The 14,808-nt window shown below is 43.5% G+C and carries 14 protein-coding genes and 3 tRNA genes (1 of these 17 only partly in view); 10 read left to right on the top strand and 7 right to left on the bottom strand.

The window, feature by feature from the left end; all coding sequences use genetic code 11:
- Positions 1-27 precede the first annotated feature (27 nt).
- Positions 28-879 carry a CmcJ/NvfI family oxidoreductase gene (locus FBB35_RS00110; RefSeq protein ID WP_174707982.1) on the bottom strand — a complete coding sequence of 284 codons (852 nt, stop codon included), beginning with the start codon at positions 877-879 and terminating at the stop codon, positions 28-30.
- Positions 880-945: 66 nt separating this feature from the next.
- Positions 946-1,629 carry a glutathione S-transferase family protein gene (locus FBB35_RS00105; RefSeq protein ID WP_174707981.1) on the bottom strand — a complete coding sequence of 228 codons (684 nt, stop codon included), beginning with the start codon at positions 1,627-1,629 and terminating at the stop codon, positions 946-948.
- Positions 1,630-1,845: 216 nt separating this feature from the next.
- Here FBB35_RS00105 and FBB35_RS00100 point away from each other — a divergent pair, with 216 nt between their 5' ends.
- A complete protein-coding gene (locus FBB35_RS00100) occupies positions 1,846-2,226 on the top strand; it encodes a hypothetical protein (protein ID WP_368041816.1) in 381 nt (126 codons plus the stop codon).
- Positions 2,227-2,250: 24 nt separating this feature from the next.
- On the opposite strand, the gene FBB35_RS00095 is transcribed toward FBB35_RS00100, so the two are convergent.
- Both FBB35_RS00095 and FBB35_RS00090 read right to left on the bottom strand, forming a co-directional pair.
- Complete coding sequence (locus FBB35_RS00095) at positions 2,251-3,039, bottom strand: RNA methyltransferase (RefSeq protein WP_174707980.1); 789 nt, start codon at positions 3,037-3,039, stop codon at positions 2,251-2,253.
- 79 nt (positions 3,040-3,118) lie between these two features.
- Positions 3,119-3,200: transfer RNA gene (locus FBB35_RS00090), tRNA-Leu, on the bottom strand.
- 411 nt (positions 3,201-3,611) lie between these two features.
- On the opposite strand from FBB35_RS00090, the gene murA reads away from it, so the two are divergent.
- From murA to FBB35_RS00055, 8 genes are all read left to right on the top strand, one after another.
- Complete coding sequence (gene murA / locus FBB35_RS00085) at positions 3,612-4,979, top strand: UDP-N-acetylglucosamine 1-carboxyvinyltransferase (RefSeq protein WP_174713478.1); 1,368 nt, start codon at positions 3,612-3,614, stop codon at positions 4,977-4,979.
- A gap of 292 nt (positions 4,980-5,271) precedes the next feature.
- Entirely contained in the window at positions 5,272-6,150 is an 879-nt protein-coding gene (locus tag FBB35_RS00080) for a M48 family metallopeptidase (RefSeq protein WP_174707979.1), read from the top strand.
- A 116-nt stretch (positions 6,151-6,266) separates the two neighbouring features.
- Positions 6,267-7,388 (top strand): alpha-hydroxy acid oxidase, encoded by a 1,122-nt coding sequence (locus FBB35_RS00075; RefSeq protein WP_174707978.1) that lies wholly within the window; start codon positions 6,267-6,269, stop codon positions 7,386-7,388.
- A gap of 109 nt (positions 7,389-7,497) precedes the next feature.
- A tRNA-Leu gene (locus FBB35_RS00070) sits at positions 7,498-7,581 on the top strand.
- 39 nt (positions 7,582-7,620) lie between these two features.
- Positions 7,621-7,890 (top strand): hypothetical protein, encoded by a 270-nt coding sequence (locus FBB35_RS00065; protein ID WP_254625771.1) that lies wholly within the window; start codon positions 7,621-7,623, stop codon positions 7,888-7,890.
- A 244-nt stretch (positions 7,891-8,134) separates the two neighbouring features.
- Positions 8,135-8,269, top strand: coding sequence for a hypothetical protein (locus tag FBB35_RS35310; protein ID WP_302481004.1), 135 nt, complete (start codon positions 8,135-8,137; stop codon positions 8,267-8,269).
- A complete protein-coding gene (locus FBB35_RS00060) occupies positions 8,241-9,038 on the top strand; it encodes a WecB/TagA/CpsF family glycosyltransferase (RefSeq protein WP_174707977.1) in 798 nt (265 codons plus the stop codon). Before FBB35_RS35310 ends, FBB35_RS00060 begins: the two co-directional genes overlap by 29 nt.
- Before the next feature lie 328 nt (positions 9,039-9,366).
- A tRNA-Gln gene (locus FBB35_RS00055) sits at positions 9,367-9,438 on the top strand.
- Positions 9,439-9,528: 90 nt separating this feature from the next.
- On the opposite strand, the gene FBB35_RS00050 is transcribed toward FBB35_RS00055, so the two are convergent.
- Complete coding sequence (locus tag FBB35_RS00050) at positions 9,529-10,008, bottom strand: hypothetical protein (protein WP_174707976.1); 480 nt, start codon at positions 10,006-10,008, stop codon at positions 9,529-9,531.
- A 216-nt stretch (positions 10,009-10,224) separates the two neighbouring features.
- Between FBB35_RS00050 and FBB35_RS00045 the strand changes: the two genes are divergently transcribed.
- The gene (locus FBB35_RS00045) at positions 10,225-11,523 is read left to right on the top strand and encodes a hypothetical protein (protein ID WP_174707975.1); all 1,299 of its coding nucleotides are present in this window, start codon (positions 10,225-10,227) and stop codon (positions 11,521-11,523) included.
- A 120-nt stretch (positions 11,524-11,643) separates the two neighbouring features.
- Here the strand turns inward: FBB35_RS00045 and FBB35_RS00040 are convergent, their stop codons facing one another.
- Together FBB35_RS00040 and FBB35_RS00035 are read right to left on the bottom strand one after the other, a co-directional pair.
- A complete protein-coding gene (locus tag FBB35_RS00040) occupies positions 11,644-12,789 on the bottom strand; it encodes a SpoIID/LytB domain-containing protein (protein WP_174713477.1) in 1,146 nt (381 codons plus the stop codon).
- A 228-nt stretch (positions 12,790-13,017) separates the two neighbouring features.
- Positions 13,018-14,808: the 3' portion of a polysaccharide biosynthesis tyrosine autokinase gene (locus tag FBB35_RS00035; protein ID WP_174707974.1), read on the bottom strand. It continues 426 nt past the right edge of the window; the window shows 1,791 of its 2,217 coding nt (coding positions 427-2,217); the start codon falls outside the window, past its right edge — the gene reads right to left on this strand; its stop codon occupies positions 13,018-13,020.

Genomic DNA, 14,808 nt, shown 5'->3' with positions numbered 1-14,808 from the left:
GCTCCCCTGCTCCCTGCCCCCTGCTAATTATGCGGCATAGAAAACTAACGTCCGCAACTCGATACTCTCACGTGGTGGGGCATCTGGCTGGCTTGTTGGGTCATCGAATGCGGTGTGGGCAGCGAACCGCGCCAAACCTTCTTCCTCTGAGTCAAAACACTTGAGAAGTAGCGCTTCGTTCCGTTGCATTTGCGGAAAGTAGAACCACCGATGTTTTGGATTGTACGTGACTGCGTAGGTTTCGCCAACGCGATCGCGATATACAAGATCGGTAGCCACGAGGTCATTCGGTGCGATACTTTGGGCATCACACACCGCTAATGGAGACTCTTGAACTGGCCCTGCGATCGCTCGCCAGAGGTTGACTACACTAAATCTGTGCCGCAGAAGCTCATCAGGGTCTTCAGTACCGATTGCTTCCAACACGGTACGGGCGCGACTATAACCAGACTTGGCGGTGAAGTCGTTGTGTACGCCCCTGACTGGTGTCTTTATGCCTTGTTCGCCCTGCTTCGCTCGTTCGGCATTACGCAGGTTGTGATCGAACACTATCACCCTTTGGGCACCTGTCAAATCCTTAAGAAATTCCTCGGCTTCAGGGTAGTAAACACGGCGCACCTCATCCTGATCGTAAAAGTCTTTAACAGTGCTATGCTGTTCGACCAAGGCGAATCCCTGTTTATCTAAGGACACATTTTCTGCGATCATCCGAGCATCGTAGATTGGGAGTGTATGTACCTCATACTTCCCGCTTCGCTGTGGAATACCTGGCGGTGGTTCGTAGGTGTAGTTAACAGGTTTTTCTGCTGTCGGGGTGAGGTAATGGAGTTCTCCCTCAACGTGCGGTATATCTTTGAATAATTGACTGTTTAAGCTCATGGGTTAATCTCCCAGTGAATTCAACAATGTTTTAGTGATGGCGGATAGGGGACTGTAACCTATTAACTATTTTTGAGCAGAAGCAACGGGAGTGGGCGCACCAAGAATCTTGGCAAATCGTTCTAAATAGAAGCTTGTAGGATTTTCCACAGCCCGAATTGACTCGCGCGAGCGCAGGGTATTCCACCATTTCTGCAAGCCAGGGGTTTCTGTTGGTAAAGTGAAATTGCGGAAGTGTTCTAGAAGGGGCAAGCGTTCAAACCAAGGATAGAAGCTAATATCAACTAAACTCAATTGCTCCCCTAACCAGTAAGGGCCATTACCAGAAAGCTTACCTAGTCCTTCTTGCTCAATGTACAATAACGCTTCCAAAAACTCTCTTTGTCCTTGTCCCTGTTCTTGAGCATCTTTACCACGCAGGAATTTGTTAAAGGCGGGTACAAAGCGAGTGTTGGCATAATCGATCCAGATCCGAGCGATCGCTTTAGCACCTGGATCGCGGGGTAATAAAGGTGGTTCTGGAAAGACTTCATCAAGATATTCGTTGATGATGGCAGACTCATAAATTTCGATATCCCCATGTTTGATCGCAGGGACTTTGCCGTAGCGCGAAATCTGTGTATAGCCATCTGGTTTGTTTTGTAAGTCAATTTCAGTGCTGCTAAAGTCAATTCCTTTTTCTAGGAAAACCACACGGGTTCTTTGGGAAAAGGTGGAGGCTTTGGCAAAGTAAAGTTGTATGTTGCTCATAAAATATTTTCCTTGTAAATGCGTAGACGCGCAGTACTACTAAATACCAACTATTGGGGACGCAAGAGTGCAATCGCATACTGGGTATTATACTACGGTTTATCGGTCGAATTAAAGTACAAGCTTCTGGGATTATTCCATAGTCTTTACAAAAATACAAGTTCTAACAATTGGAGACAACTTGGCAAAAGTGACCAAAGCTAAGTATCGATATTATTGATAACCACTGCTAAAGTTGATACAGCACACAACTATGATGTTACAAGTGCAAAATTTAAATCTGTAGAAGCTGCAATCACAATTAGGTCAGTAAATCAGGATTTTCAAGTCAATATTATGGAGCCAATTCAGCCACAACAGCGCCGCGTCGCCGATCAAGTGTTTCAGCAATCCCTCGATCAGTTGGAGGATATATTACAAGAAATTTCAACTGAGGAAGAAGAAATTCCACAGCTCCCCCAACTGCATAATACTAATCTCAGTGAAATCGAAGTCGCTCAAGATTTGATCGCTATTGATTTAGCGGCCCTTGAGGACGCAGTTGCTGATATTGAACAATATCTTGAAGAGAAGACAAAAACCCAAGAAAAGTTATGAGTTTTAATTTTTGTAGAGACGCGATTAATCGCGTCTCTGACTCATTTGCCGCCGAGCTTCGTACAACATTAAAGCGGCTGTGATCGCTACATTCAAAGATTCTACCCCAGGACTCAAAGGAATTCTGACTTGTTGATCTGCGATCGCTGCTAAATCTGCCGACAATCCAGCCCCCTCATTTCCTAGTAAAATCAGACTGGGTTTGCGCCAGTCCACATCCCAATAAGTTAAAGTCGCACTGGGTAAGGTTGCCACTACCTGCATCCCTGCTTGCTGACTTTGTTGAACTGTAGCTTTTAAATCTTGGGTTACAGCTGTTGCTAGGCGAAACCATTGTCCTGCGGAAGCCCGGAGAACTTTTGGGCTGTCTAAATCTACACTATCTTCACTTACCCACAAACCTGATGCTCCCACCGCCGCCGCAGTGCGAATCATCGTACCTAGGTTTCCCGGATCTTGTACTGTTTCTAAAGCTAGAACTAAACCAGTCAATGGTAGTTGAGTTTGGCTATCCCTTCGTTTTGCCGTTGCTACCACACCATCAGGTTGAACTGTAGTAGCGATCGCATTTAATACTTCCTCGCTGACAATCTCGGCGCGCTCGCTTTTACTACAAGCTTCTTCCCAAAGTGACGAATGGGCTGCTTGCCAATCCGGAGTACAACACACTGTTTCTAGTGGGTAATTCACCGCACAAGCCTCTTCCAATAGGTGCGTCCCTTCCAGTAAAAATAACTGCTGCTTGTTTCGCTCCTTGGTGGAGTGGAGTTTGCGAATTTGCTTAACTAAGGAATTTTGTAAACTGGTCAACATTTTTTAGTTGTGAGTGCTGAGTAGTGAGTGCTGAGTTTTTCCTTCTCAGCACTCACTACTCGGCACTCAGCACTGGTTATGCGGAACCCGGGACTTGAACCCGGAAGCCTTGCGGCACTAGAACCTGAATCTAGCGCGTCTGCCAATTCCGCCAGTTCCGCTTGCACTTGTCTTTATCGACAATTTCCTATTATTGCGTTATGTTTTACCTTTGTCAAGTGAAAACCTAATGCCTCCTTTTAAGAGGCTCAGACTGGAAACGAAATTTTTCAGGGGATTAGGTCGAATCAAAATATTAACTGAACAGTACAGCATTGATTTTTAGAGAATACTTAAGTCATTTTACTGAGTATTTAATTTTGCTTAAAAGTACTACTTATTCGTTCTTTTTTATTAAATTTTTTAAAAGCTCAAAATAATTGCTATTGCTTGCTTTGAGCCATTATTTTTCACCAAAAAATTATTTTTTTATGCAATATGCTGTTCTAAAATGTGGACAATTTGAATCTTTACTGTAGAATCAAAACCAACTTCAAACATATAAAATACGTATTACTTTTGGAGGTAGGCTTATCAATCCTTCTACCAGCTTACCAGATGCCAAAATTGCTCCAGAAGCAGACTCCTCAGTCTTGCAAATTTGGGGTGGGCATCCTTTGCGAGGTCATGTGAAAATTAGCGGGGCAAAAAATGCAGCACTGGTAATCATGGCTGGAGCCTTGCTGTGTCCGGGCGATTGTCGTATCCGCAACGTTCCCTTATTAGCGGATGTAGAGCGGATGGGTCAGGTGTTATCGGCTTTGGGTGTACGTTTAACCCGGCAAGGCGATATTTTAGACATCAACGCCAGCGAAATTAAAACCTCAAAGGCTCCCTACGAACTAGTTACCCAGCTAAGAGCGAGTTTTTTTGCCATTGGTGCCATTCTTGCCAGATTAGGAGTAGCACAGATGCCTTTACCAGGCGGTTGTGCTATTGGGGCAAGACCAGTTGACTTGCATGTGCGAGGACTGCAAGCAATGGGGGCTGAGGTGCAGATTGAGCATGGCATTTGTAACGCCTACGTCCCTGGCAGCAGCCGGAGATTAAAAGGTGCGAAGATTTACTTAGATATCGCCAGCGTTGGAGCGACGGAAAACTTGATGATGGCTGCTACCCTAGCAGAAGGGGAAACTATCATCGAAAATGCTGCCAGAGAACCGGAAGTAGTTGATTTAGCTAACTTCTGTAACGCAATGGGAGCAAAGATTAAGGGGGCGGGGACTAGCAGGATTATTGTAGAAGGAGTGCCCAAATTGCATTCTGTTGACTACAGTATCATTCCTGATCGCATTGAGGCTGGGACATTTTTATTGGCAGCAGCAATTACCCGTTCCGAACTTATCCTCTCACCAGTAGCTCCAGAACATCTTGTACCAGTGATTGCCAAGTTGCGGGATATTGGGGTGACAATAATTGAAGACAAGCCTGAACACTTACACATTCTGCCAGCAGAAAGCCTCAAGGCCACGGATATTGAAACTCAATACCATCCAGGTTTTCCTACAGATATGCAAGCGCCATTCATGTCTTTGCTGACATTGGCTGAAGGCGACAGCGTGATTAACGAATCCGTCTTTGAAAATCGCTTGCGTCATGCCTCAGAGTTAAATCGCTTGGGGGCAGACATTCGTGTTAAAGGCAACGCTGCTTTCGTTCGGGGAGTGCCGAAATTGTCTGGCGCACCAGTATTAGGTACAGACTTACGAGCATCAGCAGCGCTAGTTATCGCGGGGTTAGCAGCAGAAGGAAAAACGACCATTCAAGGATTACAGCACCTCGATCGCGGCTACGATCGACTTGATGTGAAGTTGCAGCAATTGGGAGCTAAAATCCTTCGTGTGGGCGAAACATCAGCAGATGCCGAAATCGCTCCCAGCATCAGTAGCCTTTCAAGTTGAAATTGATAGGTTGAACAAGAGGCAAGGGAGCAGGGAGCAGGGAGAGACAAGGTGACTTGAGTGAAAACTTGCAACAAGTCTTTCCCCTTGTCCCCAATTCCTCTTTTACATCCCCCCACCTTTCCCCCCTGCCTCTTAGTTGAGACTGAGGCGGGAATGAAGAAGACAAGGTAATAATTTTCTCCCTCCTGTTCACCCTGCCCACCCTGCTTAAATCGTTATACTAACTGTGGGTGGCTGGTTAAATAAACAGCCAGATTCCGTAGTTGTGTTTTTTATAGCTTGCTGCACTATGTCTTTCTTCAAAACCCCTCTGATTGGTTTAAAAGCTGACTCATTTCGTCATCCATTAGACCTGGAAGCTACTAAAACGCTCAAGCAAATACCAGGCATAGATATGTTGGTGCGAAATTGGCTTGGCCCGATGGCAGAGCAGGTTTTCTATGTAGAAAATATTGCTTCCAGCATTCTGGTAGGTGAAAAACAACTTCCTGATTTATACAAGCTGTTGTTAGACGCTTGTGAAATTTTGGATATAGAGCCTCCCCAGTTATACGTCCGGCAACATCCGGCTCCCAACGCCTATACTTTTGCTGTGCGGGGTAAGCAGCCCTTTGTAGTGCTACACACATCCCTAATTGATATCCTCACCCCAGAGGAAATCCAGGCAGTAATTGCCCATGAGTTGGGACATCTCAAGTGTGACCATAGCGTTTACTTGACCCCAGTAAATTTACTAATATTAGCTGCGGCGATTGTGCCCAATGTCGGAACCTTCGTTGCCCAAGCGATACAGGCACAACTTTTAGAATGGGTACGCTGTGCTGAGTTTACCTGTGATCGCGCCGCGTTACTAGCAACCCAAGACCCCAAAGTTGTCATGTCAGTGTTGATGAAGCTGGCGGGTGGTTCCCCAACTTTAGCGCCACAACTGAATCTTGATGCTTTTGTTGCCCAAGCCCGTGCTTATGATGACATTAGCAAGACCGAATTAGGTGAAATGGTCAAAACCGCCCGCACAGCCCAATTAACCCATCCAGTACCAGTGTTGCGGGCGCGAGAAATTGACCGTTGGGCAAGCAGCACAGAATACCAATCTTTGATCCAAACTCATGGATTGAAATCTACAAGTAATGAAGTTGCACCCAAAGGCGGCTGGCGAAACTGGTAGAGTTACTAATGCGATCGCACTGTGAGTTCCTTTAAAAAAACTCAGTTACTAAAAAAATTGTTTAATTCAGACAATCGGATTAAAAACATCCTATTGCTTAACCCACAGCCGCTACCATGACAGTTGTATCCAACGACCATCGCTTTCAACCCATAAATCTCTTTGAGTACGAAAAGCTAGCAAAAGAGCATCTGTCTCAAATGACCCTTGATTACTATAGCAGTGGTGCTTGGGACGAAATCACATTACGAGATAATTGTGCTGCCTTTGAGCGAGTCAAGTTAAGACCTCGGATATTAGTCGATGTTAGCGATCGCAATTTAACTACCTCCATTTTAGGACAACCCCTGCAACTACCTATATTAATTGCGCCAATGGCTTTTCAATGTCTAGCCCATCCAGACGGAGAAGTGGCCACAGCCCTAGCTGCCGCATCATCTGGTGTGGGAATGGTATTAAGTACAATGGCCACAAAGAGCATTGAAGAAGTAGCGACTGCGTGTGATAAATTTCCAGATTCTCTGCGATGGTTCCAGCTTTACATCCATAAAGACCGGGGATTAACTCGGGCTTTAGTAGAAAAAGCCTATAAGGCAGGCTATAAAGCAATTTGTTTGACTGTAGATGCACCTGTTCTCGGACAACGCGAAAGAGATAAACGTAACGAGTTCGCCTTACCCACAGACTTACATCTGGCTAATCTCGCCACCATCTCAGGACTAGATATTTCCCACGAAAAAGGTGAATCTGGATTATTTACATATTTTGCACAACAGCTAAATCCAGCAGTAACTTGGGACGATTTGGCATGGTTGCAATCTTTATCTCCATTACCTTTAGTCATCAAAGGAGTTTTACGGGGAGATGATGCTGTGCGGGCTGTAGAATATGGGGCCAAAGCAATTGTTGTTTCCAATCATGGTGGCAGACAACTCGATGGTGCGATCGCTTCAATAGAAGCCCTAGTTGAAATAGTAGCAGCAGTGGATGGTAAAATAGAAGTGCTACTGGATGGAGGCATTCGCAGGGGCACAGACATTCTCAAAGCTCTGGCATTAGGAGCAAAAGCAGTACTGATTGGACGACCGATTTTGTGGGGACTAGCAGTAGCAGGAGAAGTTGGTGTATCTCATGTTATCTCACTGCTACAAGATGAGCTAAATGTGGGGATGGCACTTAGCGGCTGTGCAAACCTACAGGATATTAACCCTAGTTTATTGACGTTGCCACGTTTTTAAGCCTTAGATAATAGTTTAGACATCATCATTACAAAAAAACTTTGATAATTAATTTTCAAACTTGTTAAAAAATAGCTCATCTATAGTAGAATAATTAAGTTGAATATAAGGGCGGGTGGCGAAATTGGTAGACGCACCACACTCAAAATGTGGCGGCCTTGCGGTCATAGGAGTTCGATTCTCCTCCTGCCCACTACTAAATAAGTCAATAGAATAGAGAGGTTAAAAGTTCATGCGCCTGAAAAGATGGGAATCTCCCCGTAAAGAAGGTAGGAATGACAAAGGTAGAGGCGGCTCTGCGAGGAAGCGGCAACTTAAAAAGCAACGCCAAATGTTACGTCAAAAACTCAAAGAAGCTAACAAGCCAGACAATAACAAAAATAATCGAACAGGGGAAGATAAGCTTATCTTCCCTTTATTTTTTGGGCTTTTATCTCTTAAGCACATAATTACGTATCAAAATCAGCAGACTGAGTGTCTGGTATTTCGTTTTTCTATGTAAACTAATTACGTAAAAAATACTACCTTGTAATAAAGTTCATACTAGGAATTTATCGTAATTGTAATGCTTGCATGAACCAATCAAAAATTAATTATGAAGAAAGTATGAATTTTGTCGAACAGCATCTAAAACCCCTAGCTTAAAACAGTAAGCTAGGACACAACAGTAGATACTTATAATATTACCGATTAAGCTAAAAGCATACTAAAAAAGCAATTGCACCTCCATGTGTTAACTTCCAACGATGACACAAGCCGATAAAAAGTCAGGAGTCATCCAATCCGAATTATTCAATATTCGGAATGGTCTAAGCAATCTATGGATTTTTTTCTTGGACACAGGAGTTATTGATGGTGGCAAGAGTGCTTCTACCTACTAAAAAAGTGCTTGATTTCCCTATTACTGCTTTACGTTTTGATGAGCAGGTACAAACAATACTGAAGTGGGCGGGTAAGCGTGAGAGTAAAACTGTATACGTAGCTAATGTACACATGCTCATTGAGGCTCATTGGCATCCACAGTTTGCCACCGTATTACGAAATGCAGATATAGTTACTCCTGATGGTATGCCTCTTGTATGGATGATGAGAAAAATGGGGGCTATTTACCAAGACCGTGTGGCAGGGATGGATATTTTTTTAGCATTGTGTCAGCGAACTCAAACACAAAATCTTAGTATTTTCTTTTTAGGTTCCCAAACAGAAATTCTTTCTAGGATGCGAAAAAGGTTAGAGCAGGAATTTCCCCAAATGAAGATTGCGGCGATGGAACCTCTACCCTTTCGTCCCCTGACTGAAACTGAAGACGAAGCCTTGGTTCGAAGGATTAATTCTAGTGGTGCTAGCGCCGTCCTAGTATCTCTAGGATGTCCTAAGCAAGAAAATTGGATAGCTCAACATAAAGGTAAGATACAAGCTGTAATGATTGGACTGGGTGGAGTTTTCCCAGTTTATGCAGGAATTCACAAGCGGGCACCCCGCATAGTTAGAGACTTAGGACTTGAATGGCTGTATCGATGGATTCAAGAACCACGCCGACTTTGCGGTCGCTATGCTAAGACCATTCCACTATTTATATGGCTGGCTACCAAGCAACTACTATCATCAAGTCGGATTGCAGCAGTTTTTCTTCACGAGACTGGGGATTAAGGAAAAGGAAATAGGGCAAGATTGACTGGTGTGGAAAGAAATAATCTAGATGCCCCTAAGCAGGAACAGACGATAAGGCGTTCATAATCAAGTGAAGCAGATTTTAGATGCAAAGAAATTGCGATCGCAATTTCTTTGCCCTTAAAGTGAGTTCGATGATACAGCCAAGCATCGATTCAAGGGTTCACCCCAAAGCCATGAAAGAGTCTAAGTGTAAGGATTCCGACCAATCAATGTCCTGCCGTAAAAATCCATTATCTGAAATAAACTATTAAAGTACTTGACACAGACCCAGGATTAACTGCTATATTAACTAGAGTAAAGTCGTTGGGGCGTAGCCAAGTGGTAAGGCAGCGGGTTTTGGTCCCGCCATCCCTAGGTTCGAATCCTAGCGCCCCAGTATATGCAAAGACAGGTGGAACAACCTGTCTTTTAGAGTATTTATTAAATTAGTTAAAAATGCAACTCAATCTATCTGATTCTGTATAAGTTACTTATCAGGCGATTTGAGAGCTTGGTCTAGAGTTTGCCTAGCCTGTTCTGCTTTAGATCGTGCTTCTTGATAACGTACATTAGCTTGGGCAAAATTTTTGAGGACTTTAAAACCTTCCTTGAGTCGAGTAATTTCCTCTTCAGTCACCGAATCGTCAGTGAACAGAACATCAACCGCTTTGCGAATTTCTAACGCTTCAGCTCGTGACTCCTGAACTTTCAGCTTGAGTGTAGCCAGGTTACTTAGAACCTGGACAGCTTGTGTAATAGTATCCTCACCGCTAGCAGTATCAATAATTGACTCTTTAACCTCAATTAATTGTTGAGGGCCAAATCCCTCTTCCAGTTCCGTGGGTAGCTTACCTGCATCCATCAGTTCCATCAGCTGATCCATTGCTTTATCACGGGCTTTGGCTGAATCTTTTCCAGAAACAGTAAGGATAATTTCTGGACTTTGAGCGAGAGTATATTGAACCATATTTGAGCAGAAAATTTGCTGATTAACCAAGCTGAGGGAAACAATTATAACATTTTGCGTGTCAGGTCATTTGTTGTTTATCTATTTCGGTGTCGGATTGCTAAATTGATGTAATATTCCATAATTTCATGCTTCATTCTTATCCCTGCTAAATCGCTCAAAATAAAACTTTATACTTAATAAAAGGGGAATAAGTTTCAACAGGAGGGGAGAGCAATGGCTCCCAATCCCACCATCATGCAAGCTGTCGAAAAACTGGGCTACCGTGTCACCGTTGGTGATGTGGCAACCCAGGCAGGATTGAACGTCGCTGAAGCTAATCAAAGCTTGTTAGCCCTGGCATCTGATGCTGGAGGACATTTACAGGTAGCGGATTCAGGTGATATAGTTTACCTTTTTCCACAAAATTTTCGAACACTTTTGCGTAATAAATACTTCCAATTGCGATTGCAGGAATGGTGGAAAAAGGTCTGGAGTGTTCTGTTTTACCTGATTCGGATTTCTTTTGGAATTTTCTTAACTGTTTCCATCGCCTTGATAACTGTTACCATCTTCATAATTATTACTGCTGCCAATTCTGATCGCGACGGCAACAGTCGGGGCAGTAATTCCGGCGGTGGGGGTTTCTTTTATTTTCCAAATTTCTTCTGGTATCTTAGCCCAAATTATGACACCTACTACCAGGAACGGCGACGTGAAACCAGAGAAGAAAGCAATCTGAATTTCTTTGAAGCTGTTTTCTCGTTTTTGTTTGGTGATGGGAATCCTAACGCCAACTTAGACGAACGTCGCTGGCAAGAAATTGCTACGGTGATTCGGATCAATCGTGGCGCAGTGGTAGCAGAACAAATTGCCCCATACTTGGATGATATCGGCGAGGGATATACAAGAGAGTACGAAGATTACATGCTGCCCGTTCTGACACAATTTAATGGGCAACCGGCGGTAAGTCCAGAAGGGCAAATTGTTTATTACTTCCCAGAGTTACAGGTGAGTGCGGTTAAAAAGCGCCGTCATTCAATATCATCTTACTTGGAGGAATTTCCCTGGCGTTTTAGTGCTGCAAGTTCAGGGCAAATTATGCTAAGTGCTGGGTTAGGGGTACTAAATTTTGTTGGTGCTTTAGTACTGGGAAGTTTGTTGAGAGATGGCACTGTTGCTGTCCAATTAGGTGGACTGGTAGCTTTTGTGCAAGGAATTTATTGGCTGCTATTAGCTTACGGAGCAGGTTTCTTAGGCATACCGTTGTTGCGTTATTTCTGGATTAAGTGGCGTAATCGTAAAATAGGCGATCGCAATCGCGATCGCCTTTCCCGATCGAGGTTATTGGCAAGCCCTGATGCACCTTTGCAACAAAAAATCGACTATGCTCAACAATTTGCCCAAGAAAAAGTTATTAGCAAGGAAGATTTAGTGTATTCTAGCGAAACTGACTTACTAGACAAGGAAGTTGAGCGTTCTGCACAAATTGACGCTGAATGGCAACGGCGCTTGGAACGTGGGAGTGGGGAATAGGAAGCAGAGGAGCAGGGAGCAAGGAAGGCAGGGGAGGCAAGGGGGAATTATTCAACAAATCTCTCCCCTTTCTCTCCCCTCTACCTTGTCTCTTATTCATGCCCAATGCCCAATCCCTGATTACTTCGCCTGAATTGGTGTTAGGGCAACACCTTGATAATAATGTCCCAAAATTTGCAGGTGGTTTACTCCTTGCCGAGCCAGATTGTACGCTCCCCACTGACTCATACCTAAAGCATGACCGTAGCCAAGCCCTTGGAGTACAAAATTACCATCGGCTCCCTTAGTAACGGTAAAGCGGGTACTTTTGAGCTTGAGGGCTGTTCGCACTTCCTCGCCCTGTAGTACTTTAGTACCCTTGTTACCAACAATTTTCAAGACTTTAACACTGCGGAAAGGCGAGTATGTCTCTGGAATCATCGCCGTCACACTGCCAACTTCAGGAAATTTAGCGCTAATCTCACTGGGCGAGAAGCTTTTCACCCAATTACACTCACGGATATTTTGATCGTAATCTTGAACAGCACGCAGATAAGGCTCGCTGCTTCCCCAAACATCTTCTACATTTTCGGTGTGTCCCCCAGAACAAGCGTGAAAGACTGAGAGAATAATCCGGTTTTTGTAAGTTAACACCTGTCCTAAAGTGGAATCTACTGCGGCGTAAGTAGCAGGAGCTTCACTGATGACACCTTTGTAAATTTGCCAGCGATCGGGGGTATTGCCTAAATCGTAAACGGGATTATTCCGTTGTTTTTCTCGTTCGTAAAGAGCATAAGTGCGAGCTGCGATCGCTTGGGCTTTTAAAGCTTCTTGGGGCCAGCTAGCATCCATTTCGCCACCGAGAACGCTGTAAAGATATTCTTGGTCATCAACCCAATTAACAGCCGTTAAGCCTTTTTCTGTGGGGACAACCAGAGTTCTACCCCGATACCAGCGATCGCCAATATAAACAAATCCTTTACCCGTTGGCTCAATCCAAAATAAACCAGACTGCCACTTATCTAAAGCAACTCCGCCAGGAATGGCTTGGGCATAATATGCACTCATCGCTGGTAACTGTCCGAGAGTGCGTCCGGTACTATCCTTGACGATCCCAGTGGTAGAACTGCCCACTTTTACCTGATTAACGCCCCTCTCAATTGCCACGCGCAGAATTACAGACGCTTGGGCTGGGGCAACCAAAGCAATCCATAAGAGGACACTCACCCACCAATGACGTACTTTAATCTGGGAAAATAAAAAGCCTAAGTAAAGTTGGAATTTCATGCTGGTCATCTAATCACACTAGTATCTAATTGACGCTCTGGATTATCACGTCTACTACTTTAAGATGAGACACTTCTCCAACGTAGGAGGTTGCCACCTCCTACTAATTATGCATTTTGCTTTAGCTATCAGCTAGAAATCAGGTGAAGAAGCCAGAAGGTAGTGAGAGAATTCCTCTCCTCTATCTATTTCCAATACCCAATTTCCAATTTTAAATGCTTCTTCAGTCTACGATGCCAATACCTTTTGAGAATTACTCACTTCATTAGCGATAATTCCAATTAAATTCAACTGACTTAAAATTTCTGTAGCTTGAGTCAGTTCAGTTCTGGTTACTTTGCCCATGCGCTCTACCATCACAATAGCATTGCAAAAAGATGCCACAATCCTAGCATCAACCGTACCTAAAATCGGTGGAGCATCTATCAGTACTAAGTCATAACTTTGCTCAAATAACTCTATTAGTTCTTTCATTCGTTCAGAACTGAGCAACTTTACCGTGTCTTCTGGTTCCGGCCCAGCAGTCAAAATATCAATTGAAGGATGAATAGGCTGGATATAATCTTGAAAATGAGTAGTTGTCTCATCAACTAATAACAGAGATAGTCCCCAATCATTAGATAGTCCCAGGATTTTATGCAAGCTAGGATTGTGCAAATTAGCATCAATAACTAATACCCGTCGGTGCATCCGGGTAGCGCTAGCTACAAGCCCTAATACCAAGGTTGTCTTCCCTTCCCCTGGTAGTGCTGAAGTAAACATCAGCGACTTGAAAGGTAAGGGATATTTTAATATCTGAATATTTTGGTAGATCATATCCAGGTTCTCATGGACGGGCAATCTAGTAGTAGCTTCTATTACAGAGTCATTTGATCTGCGCCGCTCCTTCCAAGACAGTCCCAGCCACCGTTTTTTTGCACTATGCGACGGCAATTTTGGCACTGATCCCAGTATACGTAGATTTGTCAGTTTCTTTAAATCTCCCGCACAATAAATAGCGTCATTAAACTTTTCTAAAATCAAGGCTGCTAAAATACCTAAAATCGGTCCAATCAGAGTTCCTCCAACCAAAAGGAATAATCTGTTATTCCCCATAGAAGTCCCTATAGAAGGTTCTGTTAAAACTTGCCAATTATATCCTTCCTGAGCAATTTTTAGCCCTAAAGACTGTTGTACTTGAAGGAGTTGTTCAAGGGTTTTATGACTAGTTTCTACCTTTGGCAGTAAACGATTGTACTCTGCTATTAAGCTTGGGTATTTGTTTAGTTCAGAACGGAGACGCTGTTCTGACTCAGCTAGATTTTTTTCATTGGCAGTTAGTCCTAAAACAGTTGTCTGCACCAGAATAAACTCATCTATTAGCGTTGGATCAACCCCTATTATTTGCCCTTTTGAAAGCGGTTCTCCCTTACTGCTATTAGTAATAGATTTTACCTCTTGTCGTAATAGCGACAATTGACTCTGGCGCTGTTGCTTTAGCTTTTGTACCGATGGATAATCATCTGTATAGCGCAGTCGCTCTTTAGCCAATGCTAGTTCGGTCTTTTGAATTTCACTCAATAATGTTTGATAGCGGCTTGACTGATTTAAACGAGAAGAAATTAGTTCATTCTGCTGGGATGAAGAGGCTATTTGTTGCTCTAGGTTATCGTAGCGGGCGTTTGCATCTTGAAGGTTGGCACGAGTAGTTTGTAGCTGATTTTGAATATCGGCTAGAGATTCTAGCAAGATTTTACTTTGGACTTCGGGATCTAGTAATTTATGTTTTTTGCGAAATTGTTCCAAATTTTTATCAGCTTTACTTACCTCTTTTTTGATCTCCGGTAAGCGAGCATTTACAAAAGCTAGCCCATGATTCAGGCGTTCTTTTTGTTGTTCTTCATTGTAATTTTGATAAACTTTTTGTAAAGCTTGCAGTAATTTTTGTGCTTTAACTGGATCTTCATCATTGAAAGAAACTTTAAATACTTGACTAAAAACTTTATTAGCTCCTATACCTCCCTCTTCTGGAGTTACTTC

It is taken from the genome of Nostoc sp. TCL240-02 (assembly GCF_013343235.1).
Classification (GTDB): domain Bacteria; phylum Cyanobacteriota; class Cyanobacteriia; order Cyanobacteriales; family Nostocaceae; genus Nostoc.
This window is presented reverse-complemented; position numbering and strand designations above follow the sequence as displayed.